The 25,026-nt window shown below is 71.3% G+C and carries 25 protein-coding genes and 1 tRNA gene; 17 read left to right on the top strand and 9 right to left on the bottom strand.

Annotated elements, in window-relative coordinates:
* Nucleotides 1-2: 2 nt before the first annotated feature.
* Together ACI2K6_RS06165 and ACI2K6_RS06160 are read right to left on the bottom strand one after the other, a co-directional pair.
* Nucleotides 3-1,328 carry an NtaA/DmoA family FMN-dependent monooxygenase gene (locus tag ACI2K6_RS06165; protein ID WP_404568275.1) on the bottom strand — a complete coding sequence of 442 codons (1,326 nt, stop codon included), beginning with the start codon at nucleotides 1,326-1,328 and terminating at the stop codon, nucleotides 3-5.
* Nucleotides 1,325-2,662 carry an O-acetylhomoserine aminocarboxypropyltransferase/cysteine synthase family protein gene (locus tag ACI2K6_RS06160; RefSeq protein ID WP_282502087.1) on the bottom strand — a complete coding sequence of 446 codons (1,338 nt, stop codon included), beginning with the start codon at nucleotides 2,660-2,662 and terminating at the stop codon, nucleotides 1,325-1,327. Before ACI2K6_RS06160 ends, ACI2K6_RS06165 begins: the two co-directional genes overlap by 4 nt.
* 161 nt (nucleotides 2,663-2,823) lie before the next feature.
* On the opposite strand from ACI2K6_RS06160, the gene ACI2K6_RS06155 reads away from it, so the two are divergent.
* Nucleotides 2,824-3,681 carry a sulfurtransferase gene (locus tag ACI2K6_RS06155; RefSeq protein WP_404568274.1) on the top strand — a complete coding sequence of 286 codons (858 nt, stop codon included), beginning with the start codon at nucleotides 2,824-2,826 and terminating at the stop codon, nucleotides 3,679-3,681.
* Between the two features lie 19 nt (nucleotides 3,682-3,700).
* Here ACI2K6_RS06155 and ACI2K6_RS06150 read toward each other — a convergent pair whose 3' ends face one another.
* Nucleotides 3,701-4,270: a flavin reductase family protein gene (locus ACI2K6_RS06150; protein ID WP_112616979.1), complete on the bottom strand. Its 570-nt coding sequence runs from the start codon at nucleotides 4,268-4,270 to the stop codon at nucleotides 3,701-3,703.
* Between the two features lie 85 nt (nucleotides 4,271-4,355).
* Between ACI2K6_RS06150 and ACI2K6_RS06145 the strand changes: the two genes are divergently transcribed.
* The 3 genes from ACI2K6_RS06145 (at nucleotide 4,356) to ACI2K6_RS06135 (ending at nucleotide 7,495) form a co-directional block, all read left to right on the top strand.
* The gene (locus ACI2K6_RS06145) at nucleotides 4,356-5,168 is read left to right on the top strand and encodes a nitroreductase family protein (protein ID WP_282502090.1); all 813 of its coding nucleotides are present in this window, start codon (nucleotides 4,356-4,358) and stop codon (nucleotides 5,166-5,168) included.
* Between the two features lie 156 nt (nucleotides 5,169-5,324).
* On the top strand, nucleotides 5,325-6,344 hold the full coding sequence (locus ACI2K6_RS06140) for a pyridoxal-phosphate dependent enzyme (RefSeq protein ID WP_269267269.1): 1,020 nt from the start codon (nucleotides 5,325-5,327) through the stop codon (nucleotides 6,342-6,344).
* Complete coding sequence (locus ACI2K6_RS06135) at nucleotides 6,341-7,495, top strand: cystathionine gamma-synthase (protein ID WP_404568273.1); 1,155 nt, start codon at nucleotides 6,341-6,343, stop codon at nucleotides 7,493-7,495. Before ACI2K6_RS06140 ends, ACI2K6_RS06135 begins: the two co-directional genes overlap by 4 nt.
* A gap of 22 nt (nucleotides 7,496-7,517) precedes the next feature.
* Here ACI2K6_RS06135 and ACI2K6_RS06130 read toward each other — a convergent pair whose 3' ends face one another.
* On the bottom strand, nucleotides 7,518-8,018 hold the full coding sequence (locus ACI2K6_RS06130) for a DUF1992 domain-containing protein (protein ID WP_378717426.1): 501 nt from the start codon (nucleotides 8,016-8,018) through the stop codon (nucleotides 7,518-7,520).
* Nucleotides 8,019-8,085: 67 nt separating this feature from the next.
* Here ACI2K6_RS06130 and ACI2K6_RS06125 point away from each other — a divergent pair, with 67 nt between their 5' ends.
* The 7 genes from ACI2K6_RS06125 to ACI2K6_RS06095 all read left to right on the top strand — a co-directional run bounded on the left by ACI2K6_RS06125 (nucleotide 8,086) and on the right by ACI2K6_RS06095 (nucleotide 15,941).
* A complete protein-coding gene (locus ACI2K6_RS06125) occupies nucleotides 8,086-9,162 on the top strand; it encodes an FUSC family protein (RefSeq protein ID WP_404568272.1) in 1,077 nt (358 codons plus the stop codon).
* A 63-nt stretch (nucleotides 9,163-9,225) separates the two neighbouring features.
* Nucleotides 9,226-9,813, top strand: coding sequence for a PadR family transcriptional regulator (locus tag ACI2K6_RS06120; protein ID WP_404568271.1), 588 nt, complete (start codon nucleotides 9,226-9,228; stop codon nucleotides 9,811-9,813).
* A 185-nt stretch (nucleotides 9,814-9,998) separates the two neighbouring features.
* Nucleotides 9,999-10,628, top strand: a complete 630-nt coding sequence (locus ACI2K6_RS06115; protein ID WP_112616579.1) for a hypothetical protein — start codon at nucleotides 9,999-10,001, stop codon at nucleotides 10,626-10,628.
* 91 nt (nucleotides 10,629-10,719) lie between these two features.
* Entirely contained in the window at nucleotides 10,720-11,739 is a 1,020-nt protein-coding gene (locus ACI2K6_RS06110; protein WP_404568270.1) for a LacI family DNA-binding transcriptional regulator, read from the top strand.
* Between the two features lie 89 nt (nucleotides 11,740-11,828).
* Entirely contained in the window at nucleotides 11,829-13,442 is a 1,614-nt protein-coding gene (locus tag ACI2K6_RS06105) for a xylulokinase (protein WP_404568269.1), read from the top strand.
* Between the two features lie 28 nt (nucleotides 13,443-13,470).
* A complete protein-coding gene (gene araA / locus ACI2K6_RS06100) occupies nucleotides 13,471-14,973 on the top strand; it encodes an L-arabinose isomerase (protein WP_404568268.1) in 1,503 nt (500 codons plus the stop codon).
* Between the two features lie 32 nt (nucleotides 14,974-15,005).
* Nucleotides 15,006-15,941, top strand: coding sequence for an aldose 1-epimerase family protein (locus ACI2K6_RS06095; RefSeq protein ID WP_404568267.1), 936 nt, complete (start codon nucleotides 15,006-15,008; stop codon nucleotides 15,939-15,941).
* A 39-nt stretch (nucleotides 15,942-15,980) separates the two neighbouring features.
* Here ACI2K6_RS06095 and ACI2K6_RS06090 read toward each other — a convergent pair whose 3' ends face one another.
* Nucleotides 15,981-16,526 carry a hypothetical protein gene (locus ACI2K6_RS06090; RefSeq protein WP_404568266.1) on the bottom strand — a complete coding sequence of 182 codons (546 nt, stop codon included), beginning with the start codon at nucleotides 16,524-16,526 and terminating at the stop codon, nucleotides 15,981-15,983.
* A complete protein-coding gene (locus ACI2K6_RS06085) occupies nucleotides 16,526-16,942 on the bottom strand; it encodes a DUF4383 domain-containing protein (RefSeq protein WP_404568265.1) in 417 nt (138 codons plus the stop codon). Before ACI2K6_RS06085 ends, ACI2K6_RS06090 begins: the two co-directional genes overlap by 1 nt.
* Before the next feature lie 220 nt (nucleotides 16,943-17,162).
* Here ACI2K6_RS06085 and ACI2K6_RS06080 point away from each other — a divergent pair, with 220 nt between their 5' ends.
* The 4 genes from ACI2K6_RS06080 (at nucleotide 17,163) to ACI2K6_RS06065 (ending at nucleotide 19,779) form a co-directional block, all read left to right on the top strand.
* Entirely contained in the window at nucleotides 17,163-17,591 is a 429-nt protein-coding gene (locus ACI2K6_RS06080; protein ID WP_404568264.1) for a YdeI/OmpD-associated family protein, read from the top strand.
* A 44-nt stretch (nucleotides 17,592-17,635) separates the two neighbouring features.
* Nucleotides 17,636-18,253: an asparagine synthase gene (locus ACI2K6_RS06075; RefSeq protein WP_404568263.1), complete on the top strand. Its 618-nt coding sequence runs from the start codon at nucleotides 17,636-17,638 to the stop codon at nucleotides 18,251-18,253.
* Between the two features lie 76 nt (nucleotides 18,254-18,329).
* Nucleotides 18,330-18,402: transfer RNA gene (locus ACI2K6_RS06070), tRNA-Arg, on the top strand.
* A gap of 123 nt (nucleotides 18,403-18,525) precedes the next feature.
* A complete protein-coding gene (locus ACI2K6_RS06065) occupies nucleotides 18,526-19,779 on the top strand; it encodes an FAD-binding protein (protein WP_404568262.1) in 1,254 nt (417 codons plus the stop codon).
* A gap of 13 nt (nucleotides 19,780-19,792) precedes the next feature.
* Here the strand turns inward: ACI2K6_RS06065 and ACI2K6_RS06060 are convergent, their stop codons facing one another.
* Nucleotides 19,793-20,863 carry an FUSC family protein gene (locus ACI2K6_RS06060; RefSeq protein WP_404568261.1) on the bottom strand — a complete coding sequence of 357 codons (1,071 nt, stop codon included), beginning with the start codon at nucleotides 20,861-20,863 and terminating at the stop codon, nucleotides 19,793-19,795.
* An 89-nt stretch (nucleotides 20,864-20,952) separates the two neighbouring features.
* Between ACI2K6_RS06060 and ACI2K6_RS06055 the strand changes: the two genes are divergently transcribed.
* Together ACI2K6_RS06055 and ACI2K6_RS06050 are read left to right on the top strand one after the other, a co-directional pair.
* A complete protein-coding gene (locus ACI2K6_RS06055) occupies nucleotides 20,953-22,362 on the top strand; it encodes an L-serine ammonia-lyase (RefSeq protein WP_404568260.1) in 1,410 nt (469 codons plus the stop codon).
* A gap of 148 nt (nucleotides 22,363-22,510) precedes the next feature.
* Entirely contained in the window at nucleotides 22,511-22,936 is a 426-nt protein-coding gene (locus tag ACI2K6_RS06050; protein ID WP_064956137.1) for an Hsp20/alpha crystallin family protein, read from the top strand.
* Nucleotides 22,937-23,072: 136 nt separating this feature from the next.
* Here ACI2K6_RS06050 and ACI2K6_RS06045 read toward each other — a convergent pair whose 3' ends face one another.
* Nucleotides 23,073-24,455, bottom strand: coding sequence for an HNH endonuclease (locus ACI2K6_RS06045; protein WP_404568259.1), 1,383 nt, complete (start codon nucleotides 24,453-24,455; stop codon nucleotides 23,073-23,075).
* Between the two features lie 134 nt (nucleotides 24,456-24,589).
* Nucleotides 24,590-25,021 (bottom strand): MarR family winged helix-turn-helix transcriptional regulator, encoded by a 432-nt coding sequence (locus ACI2K6_RS06040; protein WP_112616601.1) that lies wholly within the window; start codon nucleotides 25,019-25,021, stop codon nucleotides 24,590-24,592.
* Nucleotides 25,022-25,026 lie beyond the last annotated feature (5 nt).

Below are 25,026 nucleotides of genomic sequence, written 5' to 3'. Positions count from 1 at the left end.
GGTCAGAACGCGTCGAGGTCGGCGCGCAGGCCCTGCCCGGTGTGCTCCGAGCGCAGGATGCCCCGCCGTCGCAGTACCGGCACGAGCTCGTCGAGAGCGCGGTGGAGCGTCACGGGGTGGAAGTCGCCCGAGAAGATCAGCCCGTCGTTGTCGGCGTCGTCGCCGAGCGCCTGGATGACGTCGGCGATCTCCTCCGCGGTCCCCACCGTGCCTCCGGCACCGTCGGTCACACGTCCGAGCCGCGCCTTGCCGGCGAGGATGTCGCGCAGCGGCGCCTCGGAGAAGTCGGAGTACCGCCCGAGCAGCCCCCGGATGGTGCCCTTCGAGACGTGATCGCCGAAGATCGCGGGATCGAGCGGGCGGTCGAGGTCGAGCGACGTGAGGTCGGTCTCGAGGTCGCTCGACCATGCCTCGGCCACCTCGACGAGCGTCGCCTCGTCGGGATGCCGCGATGCCTCGACGATGCGCTCCGCCTCCTCGACCGAGCTCGCGACGATCGGTTTGACGACGAAGAGAGTCTTGATCGCGTCGGCGTCCCGCCCCGCGGCGATCGCCGCTTCGCGCACGCGGCCGCGGTACGCGCGGATGCTCGCGGGGTCGAGGTTCGACAGGGCGAGCTGGATCTCGGAGTTCGCCCCGGCGAAGCCGATGCCCCGCGGCGAGCCGCCGGGGGAGGCGACGATCGGGTCGCCGGCGGGCAGGGGCTCGGCGTTGAGGGGACCGTCGAACGAGAAGTACTCGCCCCGGTGCTGGACGGCGTGGATTTTCGAGCCGTCGGCGTAGATCTGCGTGTCGGGATCGGCGATCAGGGCCTCGTCGTCCCAGCTGTGCCACAGCAGGCGCAGCGCATCGAGCCATTCCTGCGCACGGTCGTAGGCAGCGTCGTGCCCGAGGCGCTCCGTGCCGAAATGATGCGCCGACCCGACGTCCGTGACGACGTTCAGGCCCAGCCTGCTGCCGCTGAGGTGCTGCAGCGACGCGAACTGGCGAGCGGCGAGGTACGGCGGCCACGCGGCCGGGTTGACGGTGGGGATGACGCCCAGGTGCTGCGTCGCGGCGAACAGGTACGGGGCGAGCGTCCACGGGTCGTGCTTGGGCCCGCCGTAGGCCTTGCGGACGCGGAGGTTCAGCGTCTCGGGAGTGATCCCGACCGAGAGCGCGTCTTCGATCAGGACGAAGTCGAACCCCGCCTGCTCGAGCTCACGGGCCGAGTGCTGGTAGAGGTCGGGCTTCTGCCACGGCCAATTCCACCGCTGGTACGGCCGCGCCCAGCCGTGGGGACCGAAACCGCGCGAGAGGAACCAGCCGAAGTGCTGGGCGCGCGTCATGCCGACACCGCTTCCGGTGCTGCGGCGGTCGCGGCTCGGGCGGCATCGAGTCCGCGGTCGAGGTCTGCGATGAGGTCGCCGGCGTCCTCCAGGCCGACCGAGAGCCGCAGCAGGCCCGGCCCGACCCCGATGCGCGCCAGGTCGGCGTCACTGCGGCTCGCGTGGGTAGTGGTCGCCGGATGCAGCACGAGCGACCGCACATCGCCCAGGTGGGTCATCGGGGTGAACAGCCGCACGCTGCGCGTGAAGGCCTCCGCAGCTGCCCGCCCGCCGGTGAGGGTGAAGGAGAACAGCGCGCCCTGCCCCGCGGGGAGAAGGCGCACGGCGAGGTCGTGGTCCGGATGCGAGGGGAGTCCGCTGTAGTCGACGCCGGCGACCTCCGGGCGGGTCTCGAGCCAGCCGGCGAGGGTCGCCGCCGTCTGCGATTGCCGCTCCACTCGCAGCGACAGGGTCTCGATGCCCTGCAGCAGCAGGAAGGCGTTGAGGGGCGACGGTGAGGGGCCGAAGCGCATCGCGACGCGGCGCGCGGTGTCGAGGAAGGCGCGCTCGCCCGAGCGTTCGACGAACGTGCGGCCGTCGGGTCCGGTCTCGGCCGCGATCTGGCGGAAACGGCCGGGCGCGGCATCCCAGGCGAAGCGTCCGCCGTCGACGATGACGCCGCCCAGACCCGTGCCGTGGCCCGACAGGAACTTCGACGCCGAGTGGATGACGATGTCGGCCCCGAGCTCGAGCGGGCGCAGCAGGTACGGCGTCGCGAGGGTCGAGTCGACGACGAGCGGGATGCCGTGCCGGTGTGCGACCTCGGCGACGGTCGGGATGTCGAGCACGCCGCCGCGCGGATTCGCGATCGTCTCGGCGACGAGGGCGCGGGTGCGCGGGCCGATCGCCGCCTCCCAGGCGGCCGGGTCGCGCGGATCGTCGACGAAGTCCGTTGCGATGCCGAGGCGCCCGAACTCGGAGCGCAGCAGCTCGCGCGTTCCCTCGTAGATCGCGGAGGCCGCGACGATGTGGTCTCCCGACTCGAGGATCGTCAGCAGCGCCGTCGAGGTCGCCGCCTGGCCGCTGCCGACGAGCAGCGCGCCCACGCCGCCCTCGAGGTCGGCGATGCGCCGCTCGGCCGCCGCCGCGGTCGGGTTGCCCACGCGCGTGTAGCTGAACCCGGTGGCGGGGTCCGCGAAGCGGCCCTCGCCGTCGGCGATGTCGTCGAATTCGAAGCCGGCGGTCAGGTAGATGGGAGTCGCGCGCGAGCCATACGCGTCGAAGCCACGGGCGCCCGCGTGCAGCTGGCGCGTCGCGAAGGCGAGGGATTCGGAGTGGTTCTCGAGAGCGGGCATGGGGGGAAGAGTACGGCGGGCGGCCGCGGCGGCGCTTCTCCGCCGTCATCCGGAGTCACGCGGTGACCGGAGCTCGCCCTCGTGTGTCTCTCTGTGTTCTCCGGTTTCCGACTGTTTCGGCCCCGTTCACGATGGGAGCGCGCGGTGGCGAGCATGGGGTCATGTCCCCCCTGGTGAGTGTCGACGACCTCGCCGCCGAACTTGCCGCGGACGCTCCGGTGCGTCTGCTGGACGTCCGGTGGCGCCTGGACCGTGCCGAAGGACGACCCGACTATCTGCTCGGGCATCTGCCCGGCGCCGTGTACGTCGATCTCGAGCGCGAGCTCGCTCGTCCCGGTGTTCCGGAACAGGGACGGCATCCGCTTCCCAGCCGCGCAGATCTCGAGGCCGCTGCCCGGCGGTGGGGTGTGAACGCGGGCGACCGGCTCGTCGCGTACGACGACAACGACGGGGTCGCCGCGGCTCGTGCGTGGTGGCTGCTCCGTCGCCACGGCCTCGACATCCGGGTGCTCGACGGCGGCTTCCGCGCCTGGGTCGGATCGGGCCGTCGCCTGGAGCACAGCGACCGCGCCGCGGCGACCGGTGACGTCGATGTCCCGGAGGGGAGCGGAGGCCTCGCCGGCATCGACGAAGCGGCTGTCGCCCCGGCGCGCGGGGTTCTCCTCGATGTGCGCGCACCCCAGCACTACCGCGGTCAGGCGGTGGGGGCCGACCCCGTCAGCGGCCACATCCCGGGGGCTCGCAACCTTCCGACCGTCGTCCACATCGGCCCGGACGGTCTTCTCCGCGACCCGGACGAGATCCGCATGTCGCTCGCGGCCGTCGGAGTCGGACCCGACACGGACGTCGTCATCACGTGCAGCTCGGGCGTCGCTTCAGCCCACACCGCGCTGGCGTTCGCGGTGGCCGGGTACCGCCGGGCGCGCGTGTTCGCGGGATCGTGGAGTCAGTGGTCCCGCGATCCGGGACGCCCCGTCGCGACGGGGCCGAGTCCGGCGGCCACGATCGGCGTGGTCTGACCGGGCTCGGGGAACCGCGTCAGTCGCGGATCGCCGAGCCCTCGCTGAGCCGGTGCCACGTGCGGTTGTGGTAGACCAGCGCATCGCCGTGCCCGCCCGGCTCCACGTCGCGCTCGACGTGCGACTGCAGGGCATGGCCGGCGATGACGATCGAACCGCCGGCATCCATGCGAGAGACGACGGCGCAGCGGACCCAGGCGCGGACGCCGCGGTAGACCGGCTCGCCGGTGGTCAGCCGTGACCAGGCGGAGGCGTCGGCGAAGCGGTCGATGCCGCTGGTCGCGCCGAGCTTCGCCAGCGCGAGGTCGTCGGCGTCGAGCAGGTGCACCACGACGGTCTCGGCCGTCGACAGCACGGCGGAGGCGGAGGACTGCGCCGACACCGAGAACACCAGCAGCGGCGGGTCGGCGCTCACCGAGGAGACCGACGTCGCCGTCAGGGCGACCGGACCATCGCCGGCGTCGGCCGTGATGACGGCGACACCGCCGGGGTGCCCGCGGAATAGCGTCTTGAAGTCATCGGCGGACAGCGAACCGCCCAGATGACGGGAGGGGTGCTCCGCGGACGGGTCGAGGTTCGGCTGCGACATGATCACGACGTTAGTAACCACGACGACCCGTCGCATGTTCCGTGAACGTCGGAGACGATCGATGACGCCGTGTAACGTGCCCCGCGTGACGACGGAACCACACGACGGCTGGACTCGGCGGTACGGTTCGCCCGCTCCCGAGGGCCTCCCGCGCAACGATGTGCTCGATGTGCTCTACCGTCACCGTTCCGTGCGGCGATTCGGGCCCGGCGAGATCGACGATGCGGCGCTGACCGCGATCATCGCCGCCGCCCAGTCGGCCTCGACGAGCTCGAACCTGCAGGCGTGGTCGGTGATCGAGGTGCGCGACCACGACCGACGCGATGCGCTCGCACGACTCGCGGGCGACCAGGACTTCATCCGCCGGGGCGGCGTCTTTCTCGTCTTCGTCGCCGACTGGGCGCGGGCGCGCGAGCTCGCGCATCGCGCGGGGGAACCTTCGGATGCCGTGGAGTACATCGAGAGCACGATCGTCGGCTTCATCGACGCGGCGCTGGCCGCACAGAACGCCGTGATCGCCGCCGAGTCGCTGGGCCTGGGCGCCGTCTACGTCGGGGCGGTCCGGAACCATCCCGAGCAGATCGCCGACCTGCTCGAGCTTCCCGACGGGGCCTTCCCGGCGTTCGGCGTCGTCCTCGGCCACCCCGACCCGAACGACCGGGCGGGGGTGAAGCCCCGGTTGCCGCAGCGGGTCGTCCGTCACCGCGAGACCTACCGTCTGCCGGACGACGCCGAGATCGCCGCATACGAGGACGCCGTCACGGCGTACTACCGCACGCAGGGCGAGCCGCGGGGCTGGCTCCGCGCCGCGATCGCCCGGGTGCGGGATGCCGCGAGCCTGCACGGGCGCCACACGATGCGCCGCTCGCTCGAACGCCGCGGTCTGTCGTCGCGCTGAGCCCGACAGCCGGAACCCTCGACAGCGGCGCGGCCCTGGCTTAGGGTTGACGCGTGCAGACCTGTCGTTGTTGTCGCTGAGCGCCGCCGCGCTCACCTCAGACGACCCCGACAGCACCCGCGCCTCTGAGCGCGCGGACACCGTGAGGAAACCCTCGTGCGCTACGCAGAGAACATCGCCGATCTCGTCGGCAACACCCCGCTCGTTCGTCTGACCCGCGTCGCCGCCTCGACGCGCGCGACCGTGCTCGCCAAGGTCGAGTACTTCAACCCGGGCAGTTCGGCGAAGGACCGCATCGCCGCGAGGATCATCGAGGCCGCCGAGCGCGACGGATTGCTGCGCCCGGGCGGCACGATCGTCGAGCCCACGAGCGGCAACACCGGTGTCGGACTCGCCCTCGTCGCGCAGCAGCGGGGCTACCGGATGGTCTTCGTCGTGCCCGACAAGTTCGCCGGCGAGAAGGTGGCCGTGCTGAAGGCGTACGGCGCCGAGGTCGTGATGACCCCCGCGAGCGTCCCGCCCGAGCATCCGGACTCGTACTACAGCGTCTCGGACCGGCTCGCGCGCGAGATCCCCGGCGCGTTCAAGCCGAACCAGTTCGCCAACGCCGCCGGACCGCGGGCTCACTACGACACGACCGGACCCGAGATCTGGCGTGACACGGTGGGACGCGTGACGCACTTCGTCGCTGGGGTCGGCACCGGCGGCACGATCACCGGGACGGGGCGTTACCTGCGCGAAGCCTCCGGCGGCGCGGTCACGATCGTCGGCGCCGATCCGGATGGATCCATCTACAGCGGCGAGGTGGGGCGGTACCTCGTCGAGGGCGTCGGCGAGGACTTCTGGCCGGAGACCTTCGACCCCTCGGTGGTCGACCGCTACGAGCGCGTCGGCGACCGGGAATCGTTCGCGATGACCCGACGCCTGGCGCGCGAAGAGGGGCTGCTGGTCGGCGGTTCGTCGGGCATGGCGGTCGTCGCCGCTCTGCGGACGGCGCGCGACCTCGGACCCGACGACGTCGTGGTGGTCGTGCTTCCCGACCACGGCCGCGGTTACCTCTCGAAGATCTACGACGACGACTGGATGCGGACCCACGGGTTCGCCGACCTCGTCGACGAACCCGGCACCGACACCCCTGATCCCCGCACGACCCACGACACCAGGAGCGACGCATGAGCACGCACGATTCCGCCCGCGGCCTCGCCAGCCTCGCCGTCCACGCCGGCCAGCAGTTCGACCCCACCACCGGGGCCGTCATCCCGCCGGTGCACTTCTCGACCACCTTCGCTCAGGACGGCATCGGCGGCCTCCGCGGCGGGTACGAGTACGGCCGCTCGGGCAACCCGACCCGGACGGCGCTCCAGGTGCAGCTCGCGGCGCTCGAAGGCGGCGCGCACGGCTTCTCGTTCGCGTCGGGCCTCGCGGCCGAGGACGGGCTGCTGCGTGCCGCGCTGACGCCCGGCGACGAGGTGCTGCTCGGCAACGACGTCTACGGAGGCACCCATCGCCTCATCGCCCGTGTCTTGGCGCCCTGGGGGGTCAAGCTGCGTGTCGTCGACATGAGCGACCTCGACGCCGTGCGGGCCGCGGTCGCCGAGCGTGCGCCCCGTGTGCTGTGGGTGGAGACGCCGTCGAACCCCCTGCTGCGGATCACCGACATCGCCGGGCTCGCGACGATCGGACACGAGGCCGGATCGCTGGTCGTCGTCGACAACACCTTCGCGACCCCCGCGCTCCAGCGTCCGCTCGAGCTCGGGGCCGACGTCGTCGTGCACTCCACGACGAAGTACCTCGGCGGACACTCGGATGTCGTCGGCGGTGCGCTCGTGCTCGATGACGACGCGCTCGCCGAGAAGATCGGCTTCCTGCAGTACGCCGCCGGTGCGGTGTCGGGACCGATGGATGCCTGGCTCACGACGCGCGGCATCAAGACGCTCGATGTCCGCATGCAGCGTCACAGTGAGAACGCCGGGGCCATCGCCGCGTTCCTCGAGGGGCACGAGCGTGTCGCCCGCGTGTTCTACCCCGGGCTCGCCTCGCACCCGGGACACGAGCTGGCCGCGTCGCAGATGACCCGTTTCGGGGGGATGCTCTCGCTCGCGCTCGAGTCCGGCGAGGCGGCGCGTCGCTTCGCCGAGTCGACGCGGCTGTTCCAGCTCGCCGAGTCGCTCGGCGGGGTCGAGTCGCTCGTGAACTACCCCGATGCGATGACCCACGCCTCGGTCCGCGGCACGGAGGCCGCCGTGCCGGTCGAGGTCGTGCGGCTGTCGGTGGGCATCGAGTCGGTGGACGATCTGCTCGCCGACGTGGAGCAGGCGCTGCGCTGACGTCCGGGCGCCGGCGAACCGCTCAGCGCCGGAACAGCCGCCGACGGCGTCGAGGCTCGACCGGGGGAGCGGCGGATGCCGCGGCGGCGGCATCCGCGCGACGCTGACGCCAGGCCGCGACCTCGGTCTCGACGTCGCGCGTCGGCGTCACCACCGGTGGGCCGCCCTGCAGCTGCCGGCGGGCCTCGACGACGCGCCGGTTGAAGTCGGCGACGTACTCGCGCACATCGTCCTCGCGGGTGAGCGCGTCGACGCGGGCATCGAACTCGGCGTGCTCGATCCGCAGGGTCAGCGCCGGCGGACCGAGGCCGGTGAGCTGCTCCTCGCGGATCTTCCGTTTGATCCACCAGTCGGGGTCATGGTGCGGGCCGAGGTCGGCGATCGGCTTGCCGGCTCCCGGCAGGTCGTCGAAGTCGCCGCGGCGGATGGCCTGCTGGATCGCCGTCTCGATGTAGGCGGCTCGTTCGCGCGCGCCGGGCGCGGGCGTCTCCGGCGTCGGGGATGCGGGGGAATCGTCGCTCATGTCGTTCTCCGCCTCCAGGGTACGTGCCGGTGCGCGGGCGTCGCCGTTCTCGCGAGACAATGGGGTAATGCCGTTTTCGCCCGAACCGACGCCCGACAGTTCCGGCCGGTGGCGGCGTGAGGCGGGCGAGCTGGGCCGCAGCCTGACGCGATTCGGGCCGTCGCCGGGGCCACGCTGGCATCTGGGGCTGCAGGCCGCGCTGGCGATGGCGGCGCCGGTCATCGTGCTCTCGGCGCTAGGGCTCGAGAGCATCGCGCTGCTCGCGGCGACCGGAGCGTTCGCGACGCTCTACGGTGGGCGTCTGTCGCCGCTCGAGCGCCTGCGCTTCGTCCCGATCGTCGCGGCGGTGCTGTGGTCGTGCGCGGCGGTCGGGGTCGCGGCGGCGGCCATCGGTCCCGTCGCGGTGGCCGTCGGCCTCATCGTGGTCGCCGTCGCGGCATCCGTTCTGGTCTTCGGGCGCTCGGTGGGGCCGCCGGGCCCGCTGTTCGCCGTGCTCATCTACGGGCTGTCGGCCCACGTCACCGCGCCGCAGTCATCGCACGCGGTGAACTCGGCGCTGTACCTCGGCATCCTCGCGGCGTCGCTCCTGTTCGGATGGCTGGTCACGGCGGCCCCACTCGTGCGGCGCGCGCACCGCGGCACGCAGCCTCGCGCGCTGCGCTCTCTCTTCCCCGCCGCCTGGGGTGGGGCGACGACGCGGACACTCGTCGCGCGCACGGCGGCGGTGGCGGTCGTCGGCACGGCGATCGCGCTCCTCGTCGATCCCGAGCGCGCCTATTGGATCGTCGGGGCGGGGATCGCCGTGCTCGGGGTCAGCGCGAGTCGGCGCGTCGCGCTGTCGCGCGGCATCCACCGGGCGCTCGGCACCGCGGCTGGTGCGGCGGTGTTCCTCGCGATCAGCGTCGTGCCGCTCGGCGGCGTCGTGCTCGGCATCGTGCTCGGCGCACTGCAGTTCGTCATCGAGCTCGTCGTCGTGCGTCATTACGCGCTCGCGCTCGTCTTCATCACGCCGCTCGTGCTGCTCATCCTGAGCGCGGCGGGCGCGGGCGGTGCGGAGCTCGCGGCAGAGCGCGTCGTCGACACCGCGGTGGGCGTCGGGCTCGGCATCCTCAGCAGCCTGATCGTGGTGGGGCCGCGCCGGTAGGTCGTTCGATACCCGGTATGCATATACTCGCAAACTACATACCCGGTATGCGAAAGGACGATCGTGTCGGTTCGACTCAGCCTTCTGGCGATCCTCGATCAGGGCCCCTGCTACGGCTATCAGCTGCGGGCGGAGTTCGACCGTCGGACCGGGTCGACGTGGCCGCTGAACGTCGGCCAGATCTACAACACCCTCGACCGGCTCGAGCGGGACGGGCTCGTCGAGAAGGGGGCGGTCGATGGGCAGGGCCACGTCTACTGGCAGATCACGGATGCCGGGCGCGCCGAGGTCGCGTCCTGGTTGGCCTCGCCCGTCGAACGGCCGGCGGGCACACGGGATGAGCTCGCGATCAAGCTCGCGGTCGCGGCGACCCTCCCCGGAGTCGACGTCGGCGAGGTGATCGCGGCGCAGCGTCGCTCCTCGCTCGCGCGGCTGCAGGAGCTCCGCACTTCCGAGTACGCCGGCGCGAACCCCGAGGGCCCCGAGGAGCTCGCCTGGTCGCTCGTGGTCGATTCCATGGTCTTCGCGGCCGAGGCCGAGGTGCGGTGGCTCGACCACGCCGAGCATCGCCTCGCGCAGCATCCGGGACGCGCCATGGCGATCGAGCTGTCGACCGACAAGCCCAAGCGCGGGCGCCCGGTCAAAGCCTGAGCCGGATCGACCGCTCTCAGGCGACTGCCAGGAAACCGCCGCGATCCGCATGAGGGCGCGGATCGCAGGCGGCCCGAACGGGGGCGGATGCACGGTTTTCGCCCGAGGTGTCCAATCCGCATCCGGGGGTCGTCCCGGATAGCCCCACGTGCCGCAATCCAGCGCACGTGACGGAAGGAAGAGACATGCGTACGAACCTGAAGCGAGCAGCAATCTTCGGCACGGCGGGCCTGGGTGCCGCCGCGATCGCCACCGCCGGATTCGCCCTGCCCGCGTCGGCTGACGACACCACCGCAGTCGACTCGTCCACCACCGACACGACCACCACCACGGATGTCGCATCGTCGTTCGATGCGCTGTCGACGTGGATCGACGGCGTCCTCGAGGCCAACGGCAACGGCGTGGGCGAGAACGCGAACGTCGGCAACCTCGGGCTCGAGGGCGGCCTCGTCAACGGCCCGCTGATCAGCGACGTCGGCAACGGCGCGCTTCTTTCGGGCAACGACACCCCGATCGCCTCGGGCAACGACACCGCCGTGGACGCCCCGGTCGACGCCCCCATCGTCTCGGGCAACGAGACCGGCAACGGCAACGAGACCGGCAACGGCAACGAGGTCGGCAACGGCAACCAGACTGACACCGACCTCGGCAACGGCACGGACGTCGGCACTGGCGACGTCAGCACCGGCGAGGTCAGCACGGGCGATGTCACGAGCGGAATCGGCAGCACCGTCGACAACCTCGTCGGCGGCATCACCTCGGACGTGACCTCCGACGTCGACGACCTCGTCGGCGGCATCCTCGGCGACCGCTGATCCACCGGATCCGGTCCGACCGAGAGGTCTCGAAGGGCGGCACGCGGCTTCGGCCGGTGCCGCCCTTCGGCGTGCCCGCTAGCCTGGCGCAGTGAGCGAAGCGATGCCCGGGCGGGCGCGAGTGGGCGTGCGGGATGTCGCCGCCGCCGCGGGGGTGTCGACGCAGACGGTCTCGCGTGTCATCAACGACCACCCCCACATCCGGCCCGAGACGCGGGAGCGCGTGATCACAGCGATGGCCGAGCTCGGCTACCGCGTCAACAACGCGGCCCGTGCTCTCGGGACCGCAACGACGCGCACGATCGGGGTGATCGCCTCCGACACCGACCTGTACGGCCCCGCGGCGGGCATCGGCGCCCTCGAACGTGCGGCGCGCGCGGCGGGCCGGTGGATCGCCACGGCCTACGCCGACGGCTCCGACGCGGGGAGCGTCACCGCTGCCGCCGATCACCTGCTCGCGCAGGGGGTGGACGGGATCGTCGTCGTGGCGCCGCATACCGCCGCCCTCGAGGCTCTTGCTGCGGCATCCCTCGGAGTTCCCGTCGTGCCGCTGCATGCACGAGTGGATGCCGCGGGGGAGCGAGCGAGCGGGGGCGGCGACCGCGGCGCCGAGGGAGCGGCGCTCGCCGTCGATCACCTGCTGGACGCCGGGCACCGCCGCATCGCTCAGCTGTCGGGCCCCGCTGCCTGGCTCGAGGCCGTCGCGCGCGACACCGGTGCCGAGTCTGCGCTCGCGCGCCGGGGACTGCAGCTCGCGGGTCGATGGCGCGGCGACTGGTCCGCCGGCTCGGGTGCAGCCATCGCTTCCCGCATCGCCGCCGCCGTCGGCGACGCAGCCGGGCCGACCGCGATCGTCGTCGCGAACGATCAGATGGCGCTCGGCCTGATCTCCGGGCTGGCCCGCCTCGGGGTGGATGTGCCCGCGGACGTCAGCGTGGTCGGTTTCGACGACCATCCCGACGCCGCGTTCTACCGGCCCGCCCTCACCACGGTGCGTCTCGACATCGCGGGGGAGGCGCAGCGGTGCGTGCGCCTCCTGCTGGGCGACGATGCACCCGCCGAACCCACGTCGCCCCGGCTCGTCGTGCGCGACTCGACTCGCCGGGTCTGAGGTTCGTCGATCCGTCCCCGCCGGCACTCGCGTCGGCGCTGTGTTACCGGTAACATGATCCCACCGCGGCACGACCAATGGAGGCATCCGTGACCCACACCGCCACGCGCGACCGATCGGCAGAGCGCGACGACATCCTCGCCGGTCGCACGAGCCTGGGCATCGAGTTCGGGTCGACGCGCATCAAGGCGTGCCTCATCGGCTCGGACCCCACGCAGGTGCTCGCGACCGGTTCGCACGCGTGGGAGAACCGCTTCGAAGAGCGGCGCTGGACGTATTCCCTCGACGACGTCTGGTCGGGTCTCCAGGCGGCGTACGCCGACCTGGCGTCCGCGGTCGAGTCGGAGTACGGCGTCGTGCCCGCGACCTTCGGCGCGATCGGCGTCTCGGCGATGATGCACGGCTACCTCGCGTTCGACGCCGACGACGAGCTGCTCGTGCCGTTCCGGACGTGGCGCAACACGAGCACGGGCCCGGCCGCGGCCGAGCTCACCGAGCTGCTCGGCATCAACATCCCGCTGCGGTGGTCGGTCGCCCACCTGCACCAGGCGGTGCTCGACGGCGAGGCGCACGTCGCCGACATCCGTCACGTGACCACCCTCGCCGGGTACGTGCACGCGAGCCTCACCGGCGAGAAGGTTCTCGGAGTCGGTGATGCATCGGGGATGTTCCCGATCGACCCGGTGACGCGCGACTACGACCAGCGCCGCGTCGACCTCTTCGACGCGCACAGCGCCGGGCGACTCCCCGCGAACCTCCGTGCTCTGCTGCCCGAGGTCCGCGTGGCGGGTCAGGTCGCCGGCTCGCTGACCGCGGCTGGTGCCGCGCTGCTCGATCCGTCGGGAGCGCTGCGGCCCGGCATCCCGTTCTGCCCGCCCGAGGGCGATGCGGGCACCGGCATGGTCGCCACCGAGGCTGTCGCGCCCCGCACCGGCAACGTCAGCGCCGGGACGAGCATCTTCGCGATGGTCGTGCTCGAGCGCCCGCTGCAGTCCACGCATCACGAGATCGACGTCGTCACCACCCCCGCGGGCGACCTCGTCGCGATGGTCCACTGCAACAACGGGGCCAGCGAGCTCGCGGCCTGGGTGGGGATGTTCGAGCGGTTCGCCGCGGCATCGGGATCGGCGCTCGACGCGGACGCGGTGTACGACACCCTGTTCCGAGAGGCGCTGACGGGCGACCCGGACGCCGGCGGCCTGCTGGCGTACAACCACCTCGCGGGCGAGCCGATCGCCGGCACAGAGGAGGGCCGTCCGCTCTTCGTGCGCACCCCCGACAGCCGGTTCACGCTCGCCAACGCGATCCGGGCGCAGCTCTACGGCGTGTTCGGCACGCTCGCGCTCGGCATGCGCGTGCTCGACCGCGAGGGGGTGCAGCTCGACCGGATGTTCGCCCATGGCGGCATGTTCCGCACCGCCGGGGTCGCCCAGCGATTCCTCGCCGCCGCCCTCGGCGCCCCGGTCGCGGTCGGCGACACCGCCTCCGAAGGCGGGGCCTGGGGCATCGCCGTCCTCGCCGACTACCTCGTCCACGGCGACGGTCTCGATCTCGGCGCCTATCTCCGCGAGCGCGTGTTCGCGTCGGCGTCGATCGACGTCGCCGAGCCCGACGAGGCGGATGCCGCCGGCTTCGCCGCCTACCTCGACCGTTACGACGCGGGGCTCGCCGTCGAGCGCGCCGCCGTCGCCGCCCTCTCCTGACCCGTCCGACATCACCGGAAGAAGAACAATGACCCTCTCCACCTCTCTCGAGCAGTACACCGTCTGGTTCGTGACGGGCAGCCAGAACCTCTACGGCGAGGAAACCCTGCGCCAGGTCGCCGAGCAGTCGCAGCAGGTCGTCGACGGCCTCGCCGGGCTGCCGGTGCGCGTCGAATGGAAGCCGGTGCTCAAGGACTCCGAGTCGATTCGCCGACTTGCGCTCGAGGCCAACGCCGACGACTCGGTGATCGGCGTCATCGCGTGGATGCACACCTTCAGCCCCGCCAAGATGTGGATCGCGGGCCTCGACGCTCTTCGCAAGCCGCTGCTGCACCTGCACACGCAGGCCAACGTAGAGCTGCCCTGGGCCGACATCGACTTCGACTTCATGAACCTCAACCAGGCCGCTCACGGCGACCGCGAGTTCGGCTACATCCAGACCCGCCTCGGCGTCTCGCGCAAGACCGTCGTCGGCCACGTCTCGAACCCCGAGGTCACGCGCCAGATCGAGGACTGGCAGCGAGCCGCGGCCGGCTGGCAGGCCGCCCGTACGCTCAAGCTCGCGCGCTTCGGCGACAACATGCGCTACGTCGCCGTCACGGAGGGCGACAAGACCGAGGCCGAGCTGCAGTTCGGCGTCCAGGTCAACACGTGGGGCGTGAACGAGCTGGCGGATGCCGTCGCCGCGGCCTCCGACGCCGACATCGACGCGCTCGTCGAGGTGTACCTCGCGCAGTACGACGTCGCCGAGGAACTTCTTCCCGGGGCAGAGCGTCACCAGTCGCTGCGCGACGGCGCGGCGATCGAGATCGGGCTGCGTTCGTTCCTCGAGGCGGGCGGGTTCGGCGCCTTCACGACGTCGTTCGAAGACCTCGGCGCGCTCAAGCAGCTGCCCGGGCTCGCCGTCCAGCGCCTCATGGCCGAGGGGTACGGCTTCGGCGCCGAGGGCGACTGGAAGACCGCGATCCTCGTGCGCGTCGCCAACGTCATGGGTTCGGGCCTGCCCGGCGGGGCGAGCCTTATGGAGGACTACACGTACGACCTCGTTCCCGGTTCGGAGCGCATCCTCGGGGCGCACATGCTCGAGGTGTCGCCGTCGCTGACGACCGCCAAGCCGCGTCTGGAGATCCACCCGCTGGGCATCGGCGGCAAGGACGACCCGGTGCGCCTCGTCTTCACCGCCGACCCGGGTCCTGCCCTCGTGGTCGCGATGAGCGACATGCGCGACCGCTTCCGCCTGACGGCGAACGTGGTCGAGAACGTCGAGGCTCCCGACCTGCCGAAGCTGCCCGTGGGCCGGGCGATCTGGAAGCCGGCCCCCGACTTCGCCACGTCGGCCGCGTGCTGGCTCGCCGCCGGTGCCGCCCACCACACCGTCATGACGACGGCCGTCGGCATCGAGGTGTTCCGCGACTTCGCCGAGATCGCCGGCACGGAGCTCGTGGTCATCGACGAGGACACGACGGTGCGAGGATTCCAGAAGGAGCTCCGCTGGAACCAGGCCTACTACCGCCTGGCCCGCGGACTGTGAGCTCCGAGGACCAGAACCGAGAGGGGACGCCCGTGGCGGCATCCGGAACGTCGTACGTGCTGCGATTCGGCGACGCCGAGGCGATCGTGGCGAGCGTGGGGGCGTCGCTGCGCTCCTTCCAGGTCGCCGGACGCGACCTCGTCGTGCCCTACGGCGAGGACGAGGTGCGCCCGGGATACCGCGGTGCGACGCTCGCACCGTGGCCCAACCGCGTCGTCGACGGTGAGTACGAGGTGGCGGGCACGCGCTACCGCCTCGCGCTCACCGAGCCCGAGCGCCACCACGCGCTGCACGGCCTGGTGGCGTGGCTCGACTTCGAGCCCATGGTCGTCGGGGCCGACCACGTGACGCTCTGCGCCACGATCGTCGCGCAGACCGCCTACCCGTGGACCGTGCGCATCGAGACGACCTACCGGCTCGGGGCCGACGGCCTGACGCAGACAGTGCGTGCGACGAACGAGAGCGCGGATGCCGCGCCCTTCGGCACCGGCCCGCACCCGTATCTCGTCGCCGGATCGGCGCCGCTGGACGAGTGGACGCTCGAGCTGCCTGCCGACCGTGTGCTCGAGGTCACCCCCGATCGGCTCTCGCCGGTCGGGCTGTCCGACGTCACGGATGTCGCCGAGTTCGACTTCCGCCAGCCGCGGACGCTGGGCCCCGTCGAGATCGACCACGCGTTCACGGCGCTCTCACGTGCCGAGGACGGCATCGCCGCCGTACGGGTGACCGACCCGTCGGGAACCGGTGTCGCGATCTCGTGGGATGCCGTGTGCCCGTGGGTCCAAGTTCACACGGCGGACCTCCCCGGGGGACCGGCGCAACCGGGGCACCGCGCGGGTCTGGCCGTCGAGCCCATGACGTGCGCGCCGGATGCCTTCAACGCCTCACGGTACGACTACGACGCGGGGCTCGTCTTCATCGAGCCGGCCGACACGGTCGAGGCCTCCTGGCGCATCAGCGCGATCTGACCGGATCCGAGCTGTCCGAGCCGCCGAGCGGCGGCTGGATCAGTGGCTGTGCTCGGTGGAGAAGAGCGGGTGGTCGGAGTGGCTCGGGGCGGCCCGGCCGGCTTCCGTCGCGCCCAGCGCGGGCGTGACGAGCCCGGCGACGATGACGCAGCCTGCGACGAGCCCGATGACGCTCGTCCGCGGGGCGACGCGGGCGTCGGAGGGGGAGGTGTCGGCGGACGTCGAGCGCGCCCGGCGTACGACGGCCGCCGCGGCCACGCCGTACGCCACGTGGAGAAGCGCGGTCACGCCGACGGCGTGCACGCTGATCCGCATCGGGTCCGCTGCGAGAGCGAGCCCCGATACGACCGTGCCGACGACGGCGATGGCCATCGCGACGCGGGGAGCGACGAGGCGGCCGCGGGTCAGGGCGGCGACGCCCCAACCGAGAGCGGCCGCCCCGACGACGGCCGCGAGGACACCGACGCCGCGGTCAGCGACGCCGGTGCCCTGCGTGATCATGCCCGCGCCCACGCCGAGCTGAAGCAGGCCAGCCCCCCACGCGGCGAGCGTGGGCCAGGAGCGGGTGAGCGCGGCGGTGTTCATCAGGCGACGGCGTGGCGACGGTTGTCGACGGCGCGGTCGGTGCCGAGGCCGACACCCAGCAGCACGAGGGCGCTGGCGAGGTGGAGGAAGTGGTCGGCGGTGTTCAGGGCGAGCACGTTCGCAGCGCTGTCCTGGATGAAGAAGCCGATGATGCCGAGCAGCAGGTAGGCCGCTCCGACGGTGACGTTGACGCCCTTGGCGGCGCGGACGCCCGAGAGGCCGCCGATGAGCAGCGCGGCACCGATCAGGAGGTGCGCGATGTTGTGCAGCGGGTTGACCTCGAAGATGCCGAGCAGCAGGCCACCCTCGGTGGCGATGAAGTCGACGCCCGCGGTCACGGTGAAGCCGAGGAGGCCGACGAGGATGTAGACGGCGCCGAAGATGATCGCCACGAGGCGGTTCGGTGATGTACGCATGAGGGTTCCCTCCCATTGGGCGACGGATGTCGCGGTGCTGCGGTTGTTCGGTGACAGTGGCAGATCGGTTTGCCTCTGACGGAGCCCGGGGCGTCCGATCTTGTGTGAGTCGTCGATATCGATGGGGAGTAATGCCCAGGCCGTGAACGCGAGGCTACGGTCAGCGATCTCACGGCTCACAGGCCTTGTGCGTCCTTATCGGACGGTGGTATGGAGGAGCGTGCGATTCGAGACCACGCTGTCCCAGTTCGGCAACAACACCGGCATCGAGGTGCCGTTCTCGGTGCTGGATGCCCTCGGCGGCGGTCGTCGCCCGGCGGTCTCGGTCGCGGTCAACGGGTTCGCTTTCCGCAGCACGGTGGGGTCGATGCGGGGTCTCGCCCTCATCCCCTTCTCAGCGGAGCGACGGCGCGAGAGCGGGCTTGCGGGAGGTGACCGGATCGTCGTCGACATCGAGCTCGACGACGCGCCGCGCGAGGTCGAGGTGCCGGCCGATCTCGCCACCGCCCTGACGGATGCCGGGGCGAGTGAGGCGTTCGCCGCGCTGTCGCCGAGTGCGCGCAAGGCGCACGTCGTGAACATCGAGTCCGCGAAGGCGCCCGAGACGCGCGCGCGGCGGATCGCGGCGGTCGTCGCCAAGCTCGGCTGACACGCGCGCCCCGTAGGATTGGGGTGAGGTGAGGAGGGGCAGCGTTGGCCACCCGTCAAGCGCGTACCAAAAGCTCGGAGATCGTCGCCGAAGGTTTGTACATCGCCTCCGCGGCGACCCGCCTCGCGCTCAAGAACGCCATTCTCGTCGACATCCTCGCCGATGGGCGCGACTTCGAGGCCGATCGTTTCCTCGACGACGCGCGTGACGCGCTGATCTCGCTCGCCGAGGAGGCCGAGGCCGACGCCGAACGCACCCACCGTGAACGCAAGGCGGCGAGCGGCCGCTACAGCGATTCGAGCGGCACGCACGACTATCGCAGCCGTGATGTGTCGAACCTGCGGCGACGGCGGAAGCAGTCGCTGCGGATCGCGAAGGAGCTGCGCGAGCGCGCCGCCGACGAGGCCGAGCTGCGCAAGCTCATCGCCGACGCGCGCGAGGCCGCGTGGAGCGAGGTGGCCGGCAACATCGATCGCACGCTGCGGATCGAGGCGGCGCGGCCCGATCTCGAGCCCGACTACGAGCGCATGCGCACGGCCCGCATGCAGGCCCTGCGGATGGTCGATCTGCCGCGCCTGCGCTCGCAGCGGCGCAATGCTCAGCGCCAGGCGGTCGAGCGCGACGAGGCCGTGGATTCCGCGGTCGCGCCGGTGATCGATTAGCCACTCCGCGCTCGATTCGCTCTTTGCGCGAGAGCGGGCTATGCTTGACGACGGCCCGGGAGAGATTCCGGGACATGCGCCCGTAGCTCAATGGATAGAGCATCTGACTACGGATCAGAAGGTTAGGGGTTCGAGTCCCTTCGGGCGCACACTGTGTTGAGACAGTGAACGAGAAGCCTCCGCTCTGCGGGGGCTTCTTTGTTTCCTGGTTGCTCCCGCCGACTTTGTTGTGTTCCTATACATTCTCGACGGGTATCGCGTAGCGTGGGGTCGTGACCGAACGGAACTGGGCCGGAACGCACACCTTCGCCGCCGAAGCTGTGCTGACACCGACGACGATCGCCGAGGCGCAGCGGATGGTCGCCTCGCACGAGCGCATCCGGACGCTGGGAACGCGGCATTCCTTCAACGATCTGGCCGATACTCCCGGCACCCTTCTCGACCTGACGGCGATCGCGCCCGACATCGAGGTCGACGACACGGCCCGCACGGTGACAGTGGGGGCCGGCACGCGCTACGCGGTGGTCGCGCGAAACCTCGCCGATCACGGCTGGGCGCTGCACAACATGGGGTCGCTGCCCCACATCTCCGTCGGGGGTGCGACGGCGACATCGACGCACGGCTCGGGGGATCGCAACGGATCCCTCGCCACCGCCGTGCGAGCGCTGGAGTTCATCGGCCCGGGCGGCGAGCTCCGCACGGTCTCCGCGGGCGACGCAGACTTCGCCGGCAGTGTGGTCCACCTCGGCGCCCTCGGGCCGGTCGTCCGGCTGACGCTCGCGATCGAGCCGACGTATCAGGTGAGGCAGGACACCTACGCCGGCCTGACGTGGGACGACCTCTTCGAGCGATTCGACGAGGTGACGGCAGCCGGTTACAGCGTCAGTGTCTTCACACGCTGGAACACGCGCGACGTCGGCGAGGTATGGGTCAAGGAGCGCCTCGACGACACTTCGGCTCCCGACATGCCGGAACGGGTGCTGAGCGCGCGCCGGGTGACGGCGAAGGCGGACTCGCCGGCGGCCGACGGGGTCGACAACACGACCGAGCAGGGCGGCGTCCCGGGCGACTGGTGCGAGCGTCTGCCTCATTTCCGCATCGACGCGACGCCGTCCAACGGTGACGAGATCCAGACGGAGTACTGGGTCGACCGGGCTGTCGCCGTCGACGCCATCGCCGCCGTCCGCTCGATCGCCGACCGGGTAGAGCCCGCCCTCCTCGTCACGGAGCTGCGGACCGTCGCCGCCGATGAGCTCTGGCTCTCTCCCGGGTTCGGGCGTGACAGCGTGTGCATCCATTTCACCTGGAAGAACGAGCCGGATGCCGTGCGCACGGCCATCTCGCACGTGGAGCGGGTGCTCGCCCCCTTCGATCCGCGCCCGCACTGGGGCAAGGTCTTCTCGATGCCCATCGGCGGATCGCTGCCGCACCTGGATGACTTCCGGGAGCTCGTGGCGCGCGTCGACCCGACGGGGAAGTTCTCGGGCCCCTACCTCGAGCGGGTACTGGGCATCCCCGCGCGCTGACGTGCCCCGCGGCTCAGGTGAAGGGTCGCGAGGCGTCGATGATGCGGCTGAGGTCGACGGCGGTCCGCGTCCACGGTGAGATGCGCCCGTCGTTGCGGGCGGGAACCGTCTCGACGACGCGGGCGAGCGCCTTCTCGGCATCCTCGACCGTGGTCGCGGCGGCGGGGTCGCCCAGAGGGCGAGCCACGGCTCGGGCGGTCGCACGGACAGCCTCGGCGAGTGCGGCACGCGGGGGCGCGGCATCCGGTGTGAGGGGCAGCCCGTCGATGCCGTCGGCCAGCTCGATCGTCTGGCGGACGGTGTTCTCGAGGGCGCGCAATCGGCGGTTGTTCTCCGTCTCGATGCCCCGTCGGCGACGGGCGAGCGGATGCGCTTTGCGGCTGCGTGCGGCCTCGCGGACGTCGGTCGACACAGCGTCGAGGATCTCCTCGAGATAGCGCTGACCGGCCTCGTCGGCCGGTTCGCCGTCGGCGATCGAGGTCGCGAGCATCTCGAGCCGGTCCGATACGGCGTCGCGCAGCTGCGACAGGCGTGTGGAGGCGCGGCGGAGGTAGAGGGGCGGAATGATGGCGAGATTGACGGCGACGCCGATGACGACGCCGAACGCCATCGTGACCAGGTACGACACCGAGAAGCCGCCCGCGTCGTTCGCCCCGAGCAGCAGCACGAACAGGGCGGCGATGGCGATCCAGTCTCGGCCGGTGCCGAGCGCCCGGATGCCGCCGACGGCGACGCCGACGCCGACGACGATCGCCACGCCCACGATGCGGGGGCTGGGGCCCGACACGAACCACAGGCCCACCAGGCCGATCGCGATGCCGATCGCCAGGCCGCCGACCGCCTGCAGGCCGGCTTTGGCCGAGTCGGCGATCGTCGGATACATGCTCACGAGCACGCCGAGCGGCGCGTAGTAGGAGTACTCGTCGTGCGCGAAGGGTACGTACGGCGCGAGATACCAGGCGATCGCCGCGGCGAGGGCCGCCTTGCCGGCGAGCAGCAGACGAGAGAGCGCGAAGGCCTCGCCGCCCGCGGTCCGCGCCGCGGCTTTCAGCGAGACAAGGCGGGGATGGGGTAGGGCGGTCATCGATCGCGACGATAGGCGTACAGTGCGCCCGACAGCAGCCCCTTGACGCCGCCGGGCCCGTACGGCAGATGCTGGCGTAGCCTGGGCGAGTGAGCGCTTACGTCTCGGCGTTCGAGCTGTTCTCCATCGGTGTAGGACCCTCGAGCTCCCACACGGTCGGCCCGTTGCGTGCTGCCCGTGCTTTCGTCGTCAGGCTGGAGGCCGCGGGGCGGCTTCCCGAGGTCGCACGTGTCGGCTGCGTGCTGTACGGGTCGCTCGGAGCGACCGGGATCGGGCACGGCACGCCCGACGCCGTGGTCGCAGGGCTGCAGGGTCATGCGCCCGAGACCGTCGATCCCGACGAGGTTCGCGGCGCGTGGACCGAATGGGTCGACGGGTCGCCCCTGGTGCTCGCGGGGTGGCACGCGGTGCCGTTCTCGCGGAGCGACGTGACCTTCGAACCGCGGACGCGGCTTCCGGAGCATCCCAACGCGATGACCCTGAGCGCGTGGGACGCCGCGGGCGATCTCGTCGCGTCGGAAACGTATCTCTCGGTCGGGGGCGGCTTCATCCGTCGCGCAGGCGAAGCCGCCGAGTCGGGCGGGCGGCGCGGAGGTGCGGGCGCTGTCGCCTGGCCGTACCGTTTCAGTACCGCGGCGGAGCTGCTCGAGCTGTGCGAGCGCGAGCAGATGAGCATCGCCGGCCTCGCGCGCCGCAACGAGGAGGCACTCCGGCCCGAGGCCGAGGTCGCTGCCGGCCTCGACGCGATCTGGGATGCCATGGCGGGGTGCGTAGAGGCGGGGCTTCGAGCCGACGGCACCTTGCCGGGGATGCTGCGCGTGCGGCGCCGGGCGGGGGCGATGCGGGCGCAGCTCGAACAGGCGGAGGCGGCCGGCGGGCGTGAGCTGCCGGGGGAGTGGCTCGGTGCTTTCGCGCTCGCCGTCAACGAGGAGAACGCGTCGGGTGGACGCGTGGTCACCGCGCCCACCAACGGCGCCGCAGGAATCCTTCCGGCGGTGGCTATGTACTGGTGGCGGTTCGCGGCGGAGTCGCGGCTCGCGTCGGAGGATCTGGATCGGCGCCGCGGCATCAGGCGGTTCCTGTTGACCGCGACGGCTCTGGGGTCGCTGTTCAAGGCGAACGCGTCCATCTCGGGTGCGGAGGGCGGCTGCCAGGCCGAGGTCGGATCTGCGTGCGCGATGGCGGCGGGAGGCCTGACGGCGGTCATGGGCGGCAACAGCGCGCAGATCGAGAATGCGGCGGAGATCGCGATGGAGCACCACCTCGGGCTCACGTGCGACCCGGTCGGTGGCCTCGTGCAGATCCCGTGCATCGAGCGCAACGCGATCGCGGCGTCGACGGCGGTCACCGCGGCGCGACTCGCGTTGCGGGGTGACGGGCAGCATTACGTGTCGCTGGATGCCGTCGTCGAGACGATGCGCCAGACCGGGATAGACATGTCGCACAAGTACAAGGAGACGAGCGAGGGCGGTCTCGCGGTGAACGTCGTCGAGTGCTGAGAGGTCCTTGCGCCCCATCTTCGGGGCGCTGTTCGCCGTGCGAGAACCCTTGGCACTCGATGGGGGAGAGTGCTAATCTGGATGCAGTTGAGCCGGTATGGCTCAACTTTCAGATCTCAACACGAAGCATCAGAGAAGGGAAAGATCGATGGCTACTTATGACCCGTTCCGCGACCTCGACCGCATCGCCTCGAGCCTCTTCGACACGCGCCGCGGCCCCCGTCGCATGCCGATGGACCTCTACCGTGACGGCGACCACTACGTGATGACCGCCGACCTGCCCGGCATCGACCCGGGCTCGGTCGACATCGACGTCGACGGCCAGCTGCTGACCATCCGCGCCGAGCGAACGCTCGCGAGCGGTGACGGAGTGAAGTGGATCACGCGCGAGCGTGAAGCCGCGAGCTTCCTGCGTCAGCTGAACCTCGGCCAGGGTGTCGACACGGAAGGCATCGCCGCGACCTACAACAACGGCGTCCTGACCGTGACCATCCCGGTCAGCGAGAAGGCCAAGCCGCGCAAGGTCGAGGTCACGACCGACGCAGCCGCGCCGGTGGTGCCGATCGAGAACTGATCGCGCAGATCCGCGTGCGCACGACGGGCGGCCGCAGCTCTTTCGGGGGCGGCGGCCGCCCTTTCGCGTATATCCCCTAGCCCGCGACCGATTCGAAGGTGCGCGATGCGCTCGCCCGACTGCGTGGCTGCAGCCCTCAGAAGGGTGGCGGTTCGTCCGCCGGCGGTCCGCCGCGTGTCGCATCCGGTGGCGGGTCCGTGGTGGCGATGGTGAAGCAGACGGCCGGTACGGGGACGTCTTCGCGGTAGACCCGGCCGAGGGGTGAGGTCCATTCCAGGACCCCGCCACCGACCTGCCGAACCTCCCACTTCGTGAACTGCTTCATCGAGTGGTGTCGCTGGCAGAGGTGGGCGAGGTTGAAGATGTGGGTGTGCCCGCCGAGGGCGTGGTCGATGGTGTGGTCGAGCTCGCAGCGGATCGCGGCCCGGCGGCATCCGGGGAATCGGCAGTGCTGGTCCCGCGCCATCAGGAGCTTCTTCATCGAAGCCGTGGGCCGGTAGGTGTCGATCTCAATCGGTGTGCGGGTGACGGGGTCGATGAAGAGCCGGTCCCACTCGCTGACCTGCCCGGCGAGCTCGCGCGCCGTATCCGCATCGATCAGCGCGCCCCCGACGGCTTCGGCCGGGTTCTCGTCACGCCCCATCAACGTCTCGGCGGTGACCGCCACCTGAACCCGTGCGCGGATCGCCCCGAGCCCACCAGCCCGGTCGATCCCATACGTCGGGTCAACGACGGGCGCCCCGCCGAGCACCAGGTCGCCCAGGATGTCGGCGCGCAGCTGATCCATCGTCCTGGTGTCGGCGGGCTTACCCGACCCAGCGGCATCCGCCCCGGCACCTTCCGCCCCATCGCCCTCCGCCCGGGCGTCCTTCACGGACTGCCCCATCTGCGTCAGCCGGTCGAGCATCCCGGCGGCGATGACCGTCGGAAGGTTCGCGACGAGATTCGACATCCCATCCGACCGGTGGAACACCCGTACGCACCGCTCCGCCGCCGCGGTCTTGTGCCGGTCGGTGAACGTCTGCGGGTGAAGCCGGGCTGCCAACGCATCCAGCGCACCCCGCACCCGCGACGGCACGTCCCGCTCGCACACCGCGATCGCGGCCTCCGCGAACGACCCCCGGACCTCCGCAGGCACTCCCGCGCCCACCCGCACGACCACATCGACGTGTCCGCGTTCGATCCGCCGCTGAACCCACGCCTCGAACACGGCGGGGTAGTCGTCGATGACGGTCATCGCGTGGTCGATCTCGCCCTGCAGCCGCCGGTCCGTCAACCGCGCCATCCCCGCGGCCTCGGCCGCGACCGACCGCAGCTCCATGTCCGACGCCATCCCACGAACCCCATCGCGCCGCGCGTCGTGCAGTGCAGCGTGGCCCAGGTCCGCCAGTGCCCGAGTGCGCGCGACATCGGCGGCGTGAGAGAGGTCAAGGGCCGCCGCGTATCTCGCAAAAGCGAGCGCTTGCGACGGCGTGACGTCGTCGCGTCGCGCCTCGCCACCCCCGTCACTCGCTGTCATGTTCCCAGTGTGACAGCGGGGTACGACATCCGAGTCGAACCTATGTTCGGTTGTCGAAAGTCGGGGCACCGTCCCGCCGGGGGAGGAATCGACATCGCGAGACGCCGCGCGACCCGCAACCCCGACCGCGGTCGTCAGGACAGACGTCGCAGCTTCGTCGTCAGCTGCTCGAGCTGCTCGAGCTCTTCGGTCGACAGCACCGACATCCGTTCGGCGATGGAGCGGCCGTGGGCGGCGGCGAGTCGACGAAACGCCGACAGCCCCTCCGGCGTCGCCGTGAGCATTGCGCCGCGGCCATCCGTCGGGTCGCCGCACTTGGTGATGAGGCCGCGCGCGACCATCCGATCGACCAGGCGCGAGACGCTCGGCTGGCTGATGAGCATGTTCGCGGTGACGTCGCGCAGGCGAGCGCGATGGCCCGTGCCTCGCGCGACCGTCAGGAGCACGTCGTACTCGGCCTGGGTCAGCTCATCGCCGGCGAAGTCATTGCTGATGTCGTCGAAGATCTCGTGCTGCGCGCGGAAGAGACTCTCCCACGCGGCAACGGCGCGACGACGATCGTTCATGGCGA

The sequence above is a fragment of the Microbacterium sp. NPDC006705 genome, from assembly GCF_044903545.1.
Taxonomy (GTDB): Bacteria; Actinomycetota; Actinomycetes; order Actinomycetales; family Microbacteriaceae; genus Microbacterium; species Microbacterium plantarum.
The sequence above is the reverse complement of the archived record's forward strand: the minus strand, read 5'-3'. Positions and strand labels throughout refer to the sequence as shown.